The sequence below is a fragment of the Ruminococcus sp. AF17-22AC genome (assembly GCF_003460065.1).
Taxonomy (GTDB): Bacteria; Bacillota; Clostridia; order Lachnospirales; family Lachnospiraceae; genus Blautia_A.
On sequence record NZ_QRXT01000004.1, the window covers coordinates 1 to 13,079 of the forward strand.

Annotated in this window: 9 protein-coding genes; all 9 read left to right on the forward strand. The window is 41.5% G+C overall.

Annotated elements, in window-relative coordinates; all coding sequences use genetic code 11:
* Window positions 1-1,817 (forward strand): IS1096 element passenger TnpR family protein (locus DWW86_RS07240; protein WP_286187672.1); only part of this gene is annotated, 1,817 nt, incomplete at its 5' end.
* Window positions 1,818-1,862: 45 nt separating this feature from the next.
* Window positions 1,863-2,591 (forward strand): histidine phosphatase family protein, encoded by a 729-nt coding sequence (locus tag DWW86_RS07245; RefSeq protein ID WP_072522633.1) that lies wholly within the window; start codon window positions 1,863-1,865, stop codon window positions 2,589-2,591.
* Window positions 2,592-2,707: 116 nt separating this feature from the next.
* Window positions 2,708-7,966 (forward strand): Ig-like domain-containing protein, encoded by a 5,259-nt coding sequence (locus DWW86_RS07250; RefSeq protein WP_117942709.1) that lies wholly within the window; start codon window positions 2,708-2,710, stop codon window positions 7,964-7,966.
* Between the two features lie 182 nt (window positions 7,967-8,148).
* A complete protein-coding gene (locus tag DWW86_RS07255; RefSeq protein WP_353652680.1) occupies window positions 8,149-9,090 on the forward strand; it encodes an alpha/beta hydrolase in 942 nt (313 codons plus the stop codon).
* Between the two features lie 2 nt (window positions 9,091-9,092).
* On the forward strand, window positions 9,093-10,904 hold the full coding sequence (locus DWW86_RS07260; protein WP_117942710.1) for a DUF6320 domain-containing protein: 1,812 nt from the start codon (window positions 9,093-9,095) through the stop codon (window positions 10,902-10,904).
* Window positions 10,905-10,933: 29 nt separating this feature from the next.
* Window positions 10,934-11,104, forward strand: a complete 171-nt coding sequence (locus tag DWW86_RS07265; RefSeq protein WP_072522636.1) for a chorismate--pyruvate lyase — start codon at window positions 10,934-10,936, stop codon at window positions 11,102-11,104.
* A 56-nt stretch (window positions 11,105-11,160) separates the two neighbouring features.
* The gene (locus DWW86_RS07270; RefSeq protein ID WP_117942711.1) at window positions 11,161-12,186 is read left to right on the forward strand and encodes a transglutaminase domain-containing protein; all 1,026 of its coding nucleotides are present in this window, start codon (window positions 11,161-11,163) and stop codon (window positions 12,184-12,186) included.
* A gap of 42 nt (window positions 12,187-12,228) precedes the next feature.
* Window positions 12,229-12,447, forward strand: a complete 219-nt coding sequence (locus tag DWW86_RS07275; protein ID WP_015540607.1) for a hypothetical protein — start codon at window positions 12,229-12,231, stop codon at window positions 12,445-12,447.
* Between the two features lie 71 nt (window positions 12,448-12,518).
* A complete protein-coding gene (locus DWW86_RS07280; RefSeq protein ID WP_117942712.1) occupies window positions 12,519-13,076 on the forward strand; it encodes a phosphatase PAP2 family protein in 558 nt (185 codons plus the stop codon).
* The last annotated feature ends 3 nt before the right edge of the window (window positions 13,077-13,079 follow it).

Consider the following 13,079-nt stretch of genomic DNA (forward strand, 5'->3'; position numbering starts at 1 on the left):
AGCATGGTCAGAAAGATTCAGTTGATTGTCAACATGTATGTGGTTTTGAAGATACGATAATAAAGCCGGAGCGGATAAAATCTGTTCCGGCTTTTATGTTTTATAAACACAGACATATAAAGGGTGAACACATGGAATTTTATCAGTTAAAAATCACAAGAAAAGGAACAAAACCTCCGGTATGGAGGCGCTGCCTGATACCGGCAGACATTAACTTTGAAAAATTGGCAGAAATGCTGCAGGACATTCTGGAATATCAGAGTACAGATCTGTATGAAATTGAATTTTTCCAGAAAAAAGTCAGAATTTCCAACCTGACTGCACAGGGAGCAGACACCGCAAAAGGAAACTATGAATATCTGGAAGCCAAAGATACAAAGACTTCAGAGTTTTTTGATACAGAAGCATGGTTTACCTTCCGCGTAAAAGAAGCGGATCTTCCGGAATACCGTGCAGATATTGAGAAAAAGGTTGAAGATGCAGAAATCAAAACAGCTGATGGTGTAAAGAAAGTTTCCACCCCGGTTATTTTGAAAGAGACAAAATCTTCGGACGATGATTTCTGGTCAAAAGAGTCAGAGGAAATCAATACACTTCTTAATAAAAAGTATGGTGTACTCGGACTTGCAGATGTGATCGCAAAGAAAATTACAGAGATGGAGCTGGAATCCGGAGCAGAGCAGCCGGAAGTTTCCTTTACAAGAAATCCGAAAGTAAAAGATTATCTGAATTCCTATAATAAAGAAGATCTGGTTGAAAGTGCAAAAGAACTGGAGATCCCGTATGAAGGACTTTCCAAAGAAGAGCTTGCAGAGCAGATTGCTGCGAAAGTGCTTGATCCGGAAGTGATGAAATCTATTTTTCTGCAGGCGGATGAATGGGAAATAGATGCTTTTGACCATGCATCTACAAGAAAATGTTTCCTTGCAACACATAAAGACTGGAAAGAACTGGAATGGTTCAGCAATAAGGGTTACATTGTAGCATACAGTGATAATCATGCAGAAGTTCCGCAGGAAGTTATTGCTGTTTATAATCAGATCAATACCCCGGAATTACAGGAAAAATGCCGTCAGCTCAGCTGGATGCGTTCCTGCCAGAGTATGATGGGACTGATTTATGCAATCGCACCACTCAAGATCGTATACCGCATGTACCGCAAACGCGATGGCTTCAGAGTGAACTATGAAAAGTTCATGGAAATTCTGAATGAGCTGTCTGAAAAAGATGATATATGCATCATAAAAGGTGATAAGATGATCTGGAAAGCGGTTCTTCAGGACAACCTTTATGAGAAGATCGAAGAGTTCCAGGGAGACAGAGACTTCTATATTCCGACAGTGGAAGAAATTCTGGACTATGCAAAACACGGATATCCTTCACAGGATGTTTCCTACAGAAAACTGGCTTCTTTCCTGAGAGATGAACTTCATATTTCAGAAGAAAAGATTGAAGAACTTCTTTACATTGTGTACAAAGAATTTTCCATGGATGGAATGCTTTCTGACATCATGGAAGAGTTCAAAAAACGTGATATTGTGTTTGATTCTGACCGTCAGATGGAGAGATTTGCTCCGATCATGATGGAAGTAAATAATAACACAAGAATGCTTGATTTCCGCGGATATACACCAAATGAGGTCAGCCGTGCCGAACAGGCTGCTGCCCCGGCCCCGGTTGCTCCGGCAATGCCGTCTTTCGTACCGATGGCAAATACTCCGGCAGTAAATATGAAGCCAAAGAAAAAAGTTTATCCAAATGATCCATGCCCGTGTGGAAGTGGAAAGAAATACAAGAAATGCTGCGGAAGAAACTGATATTTAATGAAAGCATAGGGTTTATACAGAAAGGTTGAAACAAAAATGAAATTATTGATTGTGCGTCATGGTGATCCTGATTATTCTATAGATTCACTGACTGAGAAAGGCTGGAGAGAGGCAGAGCTTTTATCCAAAAAACTTTCAAAACTTGACATCAAAGATTTTTATGTTTCGACTATGGGACGTGCGAAGGATACAGCTTCGTGCACATTGAAAAAAATGAACCGTACAGCAACAGAATGCGACTGGCTTCGTGAGTTTGATGTACTGATCCATCGACCGGATGTGCCTGACCGCAAAATCTGCGCATGGGACTGGCTGCCACAGGACTGGACACAGGATGAGCGTTTTTATCAGTACGATCACTGGTTTGAGAATGAAGCCATGCAGGAAGCCAACATGAAATATTATTATGATCAGGTAACCGGTGAATTTGATAAAGTTCTTGCAGAGCATGGTTATGTCCGTGACGGACACTACTATAGAGTAGAAAAAGCTAATAATGATACGCTTGTCTTCTTCTGTCATTTCGGGCTGGGCTGTGTGCTTATAAGTCACCTGCTCAGTATGTCGCCGATGGTACTCTGGCATAATATGTGTGCAGCTCCGAGTTCTGTTACTACTCTGACAAGTGAAGAACGACGCAAAGGAATCGCAGGTTTCCGTATGAATTCCTATGGAGACATTTCCCATTTATATGCATATGATGAACCACCTGCATTTGCAGCACGTTTCTGCGAATGTTATGACAACGATGAACGACATGATTAAATAACAAAGACTATCCTTTTGGATAGTTCCATCTGTAATCCTCTTTTGATACAATTATTTTATGATAATTCGATTACATAAGATAAATTGTGCGAATCAAAGGAGGATTATTTTTTATGAAGAGAAAGACACTGGCTTTAATACTGGCAGCGGCTCTGACAGTAACTAGCGTGGAAGGAACGGCGGTTATGGCAAGCGCAGCCGAGTTCACATCGGAGGCTGTGGAAGAAACAGAGGCAGAATTGGAGACTGCGCCGGAAGATAGTGCTGATGTAGCAGTTTTGTCGGATCAGGGGGATTCATCTGAGTTGAATGAGATTGAAATTTCTGACAGTGAATCACAGGATAGCGATAGCGCAGAAGAGCAGATTGATGTATTCGAAGAGACGCAGGACGGTGCGGATGAAGAGGGAATAGAGATCACTGATGAAGAAGCGTTGACAGATGCAGACGCAGAGAATGAGGAAACGAATATTGAAGTTTTTTCTGACGGAGATGAAAGCACACCGACACTGACTGGTATGGAAGTAAAGGGAATAAGTGAGAATACCATGCGTGACGGTGTGGCAGGGATAGACTATTATGTTGCAGTTCAGATTACGTTAAAATTTGCTGATGATACGACTTCAGAGTTCATTTTTCCATTAGGTGAAACATCATATTGCGATGCTGAAAAGACAAAAGGATATACGATAAGGGCATCGCTGAGAAGAGGACCCGCAGGTGAAGATTTAATGGGACAGAAATTGCCGAAGGGCAATTACTATCTGTATTTTAAATGTGATGAAGATGAAACTATAAGCGCAGATATTCCTGCATATATACATAATCTTGAAGAAGTTGGAGTGTGCCAGAGTGAAATTACGACAGGAGAAACCCCAGTGATTTCGGTCAGAAATGCATACAGATATTATAAATTTGTGCCGCAAAGAGACGGTATTTACCAGGGCAGCACGAGTTCAGCCTATTGCATTCCATGGATTGAAGATAAATCTGCGGATGAAAGTACATCTTATAAAATCTATAAAAAACTTGAGGGCAGCAGGTGGGAGCTGAAAGCAAAGGAACCGGTTTATTTTCAGGTATATGGCGGAGATAAGGATGACTCTTCAAATGAAACGGCAACTATTACTTTAAGCGAAGTGCCACAGCTTGAAAGTATCAGCACCACACAGTCAGAAGTTACTTTGCTTGAGAATTACGAAACTTGGTATGGTGAAGCAATTTCGCGCCTTCTGCGCTTTAACTATACGAATCAGGAACCTAAGGATTTTGACGTAAAATTTGGTTATGCAACGTACAGAGATCCTGATGGAAATATAGTAATGTCAGATCTTGTTTATGCAGATGGTGAAAATAAGGGAAAGTCGTTTGACTGGAACAATGCATATGTGCCGAAAGGTTCTTATACGTACATTTTTACATTAGAAAAAGATGGTCAGGAACTTATGAAAGTGAAGGTTCCAATAAAAGTAGAATCTCTGGCAGACCGTTATGCTCAGCTGAATAGCATCAAAGAAGGAACACAGGAAATAGATATAACCAACAGACAGTTTTATAAATTTGAACCGGAAGTAACCGGAGACTATATGATCAGCGCAGAAACAGGGCTGTCGTATTTAGTAATAGAAGTGAAGGAAGACGGAACAACTGAGCGTCTGAATGAAATTAACGGAAGGGTTTTGTACAAACTTGAACAGGGTCATAAATATATCATTGATATTTATAATCATACGACAGATACCACCAGTACGAACCTGACTCTGAAACGACTGGCGAAAACGGAGTCTGTGGAAATTATATCTTATATGCCGCAGGAAATTAAGTGTATAGAGGGGCAGAAACCGGAATTCAATTTTATAAAAGTACGTATTAATACAGAAAAAGGATCTGAGGTTAGAAAACTGAATTACGGTGGTATTTTCGGAGTGGAAACAGATTCATATGGAAAGACTCTGAAATATTCCTTATATAAAAAAGAAAATGATCAGTATACGGAAGTATACGATCCGGAAGCAGGAGAATATGTATACAGAGTATTTTATGATGGCATAGAAGCGACGACTTCTATTCCGGTACATATTGCTTCTTTTGAAGAAGTGGCTCCGCAGGATAGCTTAGAAGAAGGCGAGAGCAAGACACTTTCAGCGAAAGACAATCAGATTTCTGCAAGGTATCTGGCTAATTTCACAGGCAGACACCGGTTTGAATTTAATAAGAAGGTAAATGTGTATTGTGTTGGGGATACAGGTACATCAAAGACCTATTCAAACGTTTCGGAATTTTGCGAAAAACTTGTAAGAGGAAACGCGTACTATCTGTACATTACATCAGACACAGGACTTGAAGATCTTCAGGTCAAAGTTACGGAATTGCAGAAACCGGTGAAGCTGGAAATACTTGCAGATAAGAACGAATACATTGCGGGCATAGATGATCTGTCGAATATCAATCTTCGAACCAGAGTTACATACAGTGATGGGTCTGGGCAGATAATAGGAATGAATGATCCGGTATACGGAGGTATGCTGTCATACAGAGCCAGTACAGAAGGTGGAAAAACAGCGGAATACTACAGTCTACTGACAGAAGGAGAATGGAACTGTGTACCGTATATTTACGGACAGGGGAATGAAATCTCACTGAGTGGAACTGAGATAATAGGTACAACAATTAAGGTAACGATGCCGAATGCAGAGAATCTTGAGGAGCTTGAAGAGGGGGCTTCAAAGACTGTCGAACCTGTAAAACGTAAATTTTATAAATTTATACCGAAAACAAGTGCCGGTTATGAAGTGAAGGTTTCTGACGGAGCGACTGTAAATGTGTATTCAGTTTATGATGGCAGCTTATCAAATCATGGAAGTATGCCGAATCTGACTACGGGTGTAACATATTTTGTCATGGTTTCCACACCGTATTCTGTAGATTTGCAGATCAAGAAAAGAGAGAATGCAGAAGATGATGGATATGTGATGGATGAAAAGTATGATCAGACATTTAACCTCAATGACATGCATAGGGAGGAACCGCTTTATTTTATATTTAAACCGACTGAAACAGGGTATTATAAGTTCTGGACAGAAGGTAATGTATATCCATATGTTGCACTTTATGAAGAAGATGAGAAGATTGGAGAGGTTTATCCTTATGCGGCAGATAATGTTGTCCTGACAGCAAAACTGGAAAAAGGAAAAACTTATGGATATTTAGTGATCTGGGATCCATATGAGGGATCAAATCTTACCGTACATTTTGCAAAGACAGAACATCAGAGCATCAAGAGTCTGGAACTGGTTCTGAAAAAAGGTGCGACAGAGGATGCAATGACAGTTATGAACGGAGTACTGGATGTATATGATCTTCGGATTAATTATGCAGATCATTCCACTCTGGTTGAAGCTGCATCGGAATTCAGATCCTGGGGTTCATATGACTGTGAAGGAAGCGATGAATATGGCAATAAGTGGAAGATATTTGTAGATAACAGCGAAGCAGTGCTGGATGCAAAAGACACAAAGTACGAGATAAAACTGACATATTATGATCCTGAAAAGGAAAACAAATATCAGAATACGGTTTGGATTCCGGTCAAAGGAATCGAGGGCATGAAGGCTATTGAAAATGGCACTTCTGTAAAACCATTCCAGAATAGTGGTGTAGATGCATATTTTACCTTTACACCATCTGAGTCAGGCGAATACATTATGCAGTTTGAGACAGAAGATGGAGAAGCGATACCATATGCTTATGCCTGCAGTTATAATGTGCAATATAGTGACTTTCAGTATATAGAAGTAAATAGTGTACCTGCAGAGACACTTACCGAAAAAAGTGTCTCTGCAATGCTTACCGGTGGTGAGACATATCTTGTCAGAGTCGGCAGAAGGAACATGGACTGTAACGGAAGCACCTCCTTCAAAATCGAAAAGGCAAAAACAGTAAAAAGTGTAGAAGTCAAGAATAAACCGATTCAGAATACGGTGTATAACACAGATGGTAATATAGAGGCTTCTCTGGAAGGACTGATTCTGACAGTTTACTACAAAGACGGAACTGAGGAAGATGTTGCTTATGGCGAAAATGATGCAGCAGGATATGGTATAACCGTAAAGGATGGGTATTGGAAAGATGCAGATACCTACACAGTCACTGTATCACTTCGAAAGTATTATCTTCAGGTAGATTATAATAGAGTAGATATTCCGGATGAGATACAGACAGTGAATACAGGTATCAGTACAAAGCTTCCTGCATCTGATCAGGTGGTTGTTCCGGTAATGTTTACCCCGGAAAAAACAGGCTATTATTTTGTTGATGTGGAAAATGGTTCTGTAAGCAGTGTACAAAAACTGGCAGCACAGGAGTCAGCGCAGGCCCGGATGCGTGGAACAGGAACTTCTTCGAATGCCGGAGATACGCAGTATTTTGAAGCAGATACTAGTTATATGATCTACATTTATACAAATAAAAAAGAATCTACGGTGACCATCCGGGAAGGTGCATGCAAATGGGAAACAATTGCAGGAACCATTGTTAAAGCATCCTGTACAACCGGTGCATCCTGCAAACAGGAATGCAAAGTTCATAACCATACACGTGTGGTTGAAGGTGATAAAGCAGCCGGTCACGGTTACAGTTCATGGAAAGTAACGAGGGAAGCTGACTGTACGAGAGCCGGTGAGAAACAGAGAAGATGTGTTTATTGTGGTCATGTAGAGAAGGTACAGACGGAACCGGCTAAAGGACATAAATATGGGTACTGGAAAACGACAAAAGAATCCACTGTCCTTAATACAGGACAGAAGGAACGTATCTGTCGCGTATGTAAAAAGAAAGAGAAAAAATCTATTGCGAAACTGAAGGCAACGATCAGTTTAAATGTATCAGGTACGATTCCGCTTAAGACGAGACAGACTTTCACAGCAAGAGTTACGATGGGAAAAGGCGACAGAGTTGTTTCCTGGAAGTCGAGCAATACAAGAGTCGTTTCTGTTGATAAAAACGGCAAAGTAAAAGGACTGAGAGCAGGTAAAACTGCGACGATCACTGTGCAGCTTCGGAGCGGTCTGAAAAAAAGTTTTAAGGTCAACGTTCAGAATGCAAATGTTGCGACAAGATCTCTGCAGGTGACAAATGCGTCTACCAGAAAGAGGGTTTCTTCACGGGTAAGTCTGAAACGCAGACAGACATTGAAACTTGCGGTGACACTCTCGCCAATTACAAGTAGAGAGAGAGTAGAGTATTTTTCTTCTGATAAGAGAATTGTAAGTGTATCTTCCAGAGGTGTGATCAGAGCAAACAGGACAGGCAGAGCAATCATTACTGTCAAATCCGGAAGAAAAATTTACAGGATCAGAATAACAGTTAAATAAAATGTGAGATATTTGATACAAAAAGTCATGCCGGGGGAAATCAATCCTCCGGCATTGCTTTTTGTACTTTCAAAACAAAGCATTTCGCGATACAATAGGAGCAGATGTAAAATATGAATTTGAGGATTAACAAATGAATGAAAAAATCCTGAAAGAGAACAAAAGTCAAAAGGAGAAAATATTTGATTTCAAAGACAATGCGCACGATCTTACACGCACTATCTTATGGAAATATTGAGGTGGAAGCATCCAGGCGGCTGGCAGATATCAAGAAGCTGGATGCGATGCGGATTTTTTTTAAGACATTAGATACAAAGGTTTATAATGGGAATCACGAGGTGCCGGTGCGGCTTTATTTTCCATCGGAGGAAGCCATGAGCGGCGATGTAGTAGAGGGAGAAAAATATCCGGTACTGCTGTTTTTTCATGGTGGCGGCTGGGTGACTGAAAGCATCGAAAATTATGACCGGGTATGCAGCCGGATGGCGCAGTCCACCGGACATATCGTGATGTCGGTGGAATACCGCCTGGCACCAGAATACCATTTTCCGATTCCGTTTGAAGACTGTTATGAGGCGGCAAAAGCACTCTATACAGGGCGGTTGATATTACCTGCTGATCCGGATCGAATCACGATCATCGGGGACAGTGCGGGCGGAAATCTGGCAGCGGCGGTTTGCCTGAAAGCCCGTAATACAGGAGATTTTACACCGAAAAAACAGATTCTGATCTATCCGGCAGTAAACAACTGTTATACAGCAAAATCACCTTACAGATCAGTACAGGAAAACGGAGAAGACTATCTTCTCACGGCAGTCAAAATGGAAGATTATCTGACCCTGTATGAGAGTTGTGCAGAGGACAGAAATAATCCGTATTTCTCTCCGCTGATGGAAAAAGACTATACAAATTTACCTGACACACTGATTCTTACAGCGGAATTTGACCCTCTCCGTGATGAGGGCGAAGAATATGGAAAACGATTAAAAGAAGCCGGAAATTATGTGGAAATACACAGGGTTTCGGATGCGCTTCATGGCTATTTTGCACTTGGAATCAGATTTTTGCATGTACAGGAAAGTTTTGATATTATGAATCGTTTTTTAAGTAAAGGAAGCGAATAAACGTGGAAAAAGGATACTCAAAATGGAGAAAATTAGATAACGCAGCACTGGCTTTTCCACTTGTCACAGATAAAAATGACACCAGAGTTTTTCGGTTTTATTGTCAGTTAAAAGAGGCTGTCAACAGTGAAATTCTGCAGAAGGCACTGGATCAGACATTGGAGAAATATCCGTTGTTCCGTGCAGTTCTGCGAAAGGGACTGTTCTGGTTCTATCTGGAGCGAAGAGATATAGATGCATTTGTAAAAGAGGAAAAGAGGCCGCCGTGCAGCAGCCTTTATATACCGGATAAAAAGAGCCTTTTATTTCAGGTGAGTTATTACAAAAACCGTATTAATTTTGAGGTATATCATGCGTTGACAGACGGTACCGGAGCAATGAATTTTTTAAGTGAACTGGTACAGAATTATCTGATCCTGACGCATCCGGAGGCAAACTTACCACGTGTAGAACATGCAGAGGAACCGACACCGGGAGCGCAGGAAGAAGATAGTTTTTCACAGTATTATTCCTCAGATATTCCGAAAAATAAAGAAAAAAAACCGTCAGCTGTGAAGCTGAAAGGTGAAAAATTACTGCATGCAGATATGCAGATCACAGAGGTAGTTATTCCGGTAAAAGAGACATTGGCGAAGGCGCGTTCTTATAGTGTTTCGATTACGGTTCTGCTTACTGCAATGTTGCTTTGTTCGATACATGAGGAGATTCCGAAGAACCGGCAGAAGAAGCCGGTTGCATTGATGATACCGGTCAATCTGCGCAATTATTTTCCATCTCAGTCGATGGGGAATTTCTTCGGATGGATTGAAGTTGGATATACTTTTTCCGATGAGACAATCTTTCAGGATGTATTATATGACGTAAAAAAACAGTTCAAAGAGAAGCTTGTAAAAGATAAAATAGCGATGGATATGAACGGATATGTGCGTCTGGAAAAGAATCCGGTAATACGTGCGGTGCCGCTTGAAATTAAAAAATATTTTATGATGGCGGGGGCGAATCTTGGCAGCAGGAGTATTACAGCGGTATATTCGAATATCGGGATTCTGCGTTTCCCAGAAGCGTATAAAACCTACATTGAACGGTTTGGTATTTTTGCAAGTACTAATTCTCTGCAGCTTTGTTCCTGTTCATATGAAAATCAGATGGTGCTTGGATTTACGTCCAAAATTCCGGATGACAGTATTCAGAAGAAGTTTATGCGGATGCTCCGTGAGGAAGAAATTCCATATAAAGAAGAGAAAAATGACTTTCCCGGATGTGGGGAGCAGCAGAAAAAAGAAGAGAAAAAGGTTTTACAGACATTCAATTTTCTGTGTCTTGCCGTAGCTGTGATCTGTGGGATGATCAACTATCTGATGCTGGAGACACTGAACTGGTTCTGGTTTGCTGCGGCTGGTTGTCTGTGTGCATGGCTTGTTGTCGGAGTGGCATATTTTAAACGCAGAAACATCCTCAAAAACCTGGCATGGCAGCTGCTGCTCATTACGATTTTGTGCGTATTATGGGATCATTTCATCGGATGGAAAGGCTGGTCCGTAGATTTTGTATTTCCGTTTGGGGCACTTGCGGTGCTTGGAAGTGTCCCTGTAATCGCAAAGGTCAGCCATCTGGAGAGGGAAGAATATTTGTATTATCTGCTTCAGGCGGCGATGATCGGATGCCTTCCGGCAGTTCTTATCTGGATCGGAATCATAAAATATACGATGCCTTCCGTACTTTGTACAGGCATCAGTTTTCTGGTTCTGGCGGGGATGTTTATCTTCCGAAAGAAAGATACATTAAGAGAATTTCGAAAAAAACTGAGAATGTAAAATGTGATTTACGAGAAAGGAAAATACCGATGTTAGAATGTGATTATGAAGTGAAACGGATTGATGGAGATTATGCACATCTGCAGAGAATCGACAGACCGGAGGAAGAACTGAAGCTGGTGGCGAGGGCACTGCTTCCGATGGAAATCTATGAGGGATGTATTCTACATTATGAAATGATGCAGTATTCCATGAAATAGAGGAGCAGGAAGCGGAGTTGTCTGCAATGCTTTGAGAAAAACCTCGGGAGAAAGTTATGGAACAGTATTACTACAACCATATGAATAAACAGGAACAGGCTGCCTATCATGGAATCCTTCAGGGACTTTCCGGACTGGCGGATGAGTTTCAGATTCCGGCACTGGACAGAGAAACTTTGTATAATGTCTTTTTCCAGCTGCGTCTGGATCATCCGGAGATTTTCTGGGCAACGGGATATAAATACCGATATTACAAAGAATCACCGAATATTATTTTTGTTCCGGAATATCTGTTTGATAAAGGCAAAATAAAAGAGCATCAGAAAGCAATGAAATCCAGAGTTGAAAAGCTGGTGCGTCCGGCGAAGGAGATGTCCGAATGGGAAAAAGAAAAATATGTACATGATTTTATCTGTCAGAATGTACACTATGACAAGCTCAAAAAGGCTTATTCTCATGAGATCATCGGCCCGCTCGGACAGGGAGTGGGTGTCTGCGAGGGCATTGCAAAGGCAGTAAAAGTCCTTCTGGATGCGCTGGGCGTCTGGTGCGTGATCGCAATATGTGGAAACAATCCGGAAAAAGGTATCAAATACCGTCATACCTGGAACATTGTCCGGATCGGAGGGACTTATTATCATCTGGATGCGACTTTTGATAATACACTCGGAAACAGTGATAAAGTCGAAGATATTCGTTATGATTATTTCAATCTTGATGACAAAAGTATCTTCCGGGATCATGAGCCACTGATCGCAGCAGCACCTCATTGTACAGATCACGATCGCTTTTATTACCGGGAAAAGAAGCTGTCTTTTACAAAGACAGAAGATGTGTATAAACGTTCACTTCAGGCAGCAAAAAAAGGAAAAACGCTGACATTTCACTGGAGAGGCGGTTACCTGACAAGAGAAGTTCTGAATGAACTGCTTGGGCTTATCCGTAAGGCCGGTGAAGAAAAAAACAAGACAGCAGCAGTCAATATCAACTGGCCGCAGGCTGTACTGCGTCTGCATTATACAGAAGCACAGATGCAGGAAAGCATCACAATGGAAGATGCAAATGAAGGGGAAAAGGAATAACAGATACACGGCAGTACAATGGTAATAAAAGGGGAGACAGACATGCTTGAGACATTCAATGTTCTACGAATCGATGAGCCGGATTTCGGATGTGAGGGACGTCCGGACGGGATGGCAGTGAAGGACAATGTCCTTCTGAAAAGTAATTATACAGGTGAAGAAATGACAGTCAGAGAGAAAGATGCCCGGCTGTATGAGCTGGATATCAATGAAGGAGATCAGGTATTTCTGATTGATGGTGAGATGCGTAAGATTCGCTGAGATGATGTGCCCTGATTGAACGCGGCTTACGGAGCGCTGATAAAAATAGACTAGAAAGTGCAGGAAGATAGATGGAATTAAATATTCTTGACTGGTTCCAGACGTTACATACACCGATTCTGGATAAAATTATGACATCGATCACAAAGCTGGGGGATGCGGGGATTTTCTGGATTATCCTGACACTGCTTTTTCTTATCATACCAAAGATGAGAAAAACAGGAATCATTATGGCAGCAGCACTGATCATGGATCTGCTGATCTGCAATGTAGCAGTAAAAAATCTGGCAGCAAGAACAAGACCATACGATGTAAACACCAGTGTGCAACTGCTGGTGGCAAAGCTTCATGATTATTCATTCCCATCGGGACATACAGCCGCATCTTTTGCTTCGGTTACCGCGTTATATCTCGCAGGTGAAAAGAAGCTCTGGAAACCGGCACTGATACTGTCCTGTCTGATCGCAGTATCGAGATTATATCTGTATGTCCATTATCCGACGGATGTTCTGGGTGGTATGTTTTTTGGAATTCTGGCAGGATATGTGGGCTACCGGTTGGTGAAATTTCTGGAAGCAAAGCTTTCCGGAAGAAAGAACGCAGGGAAACAGAAACAGGCACGGAGGTAATGA

What these genes read in the sequence shown, in the direction of transcription:
- DWW86_RS07245 (WP_072522633.1), top strand. Translation starts at nt 1,863, where the DNA reads ATGAAATTATTGATTGTGCGTCATGGTGATCCTGATTATTCTATAGAT.
- DWW86_RS07265 (WP_072522636.1), top strand. Translation starts at nt 10,934, where the DNA reads ATGTTAGAATGTGATTATGAAGTGAAACGGATTGATGGAGATTATGCA.
- DWW86_RS07250 (WP_117942709.1), top strand. Translation starts at nt 2,708, where the DNA reads ATGAAGAGAAAGACACTGGCTTTAATACTGGCAGCGGCTCTGACAGTA.
- DWW86_RS07280 (WP_117942712.1), top strand. Translation starts at nt 12,519, where the DNA reads ATGGAATTAAATATTCTTGACTGGTTCCAGACGTTACATACACCGATT.
- DWW86_RS07270 (WP_117942711.1), top strand. Translation starts at nt 11,161, where the DNA reads ATGGAACAGTATTACTACAACCATATGAATAAACAGGAACAGGCTGCC.
- DWW86_RS07275 (WP_015540607.1), top strand. Translation starts at nt 12,229, where the DNA reads ATGCTTGAGACATTCAATGTTCTACGAATCGATGAGCCGGATTTCGGA.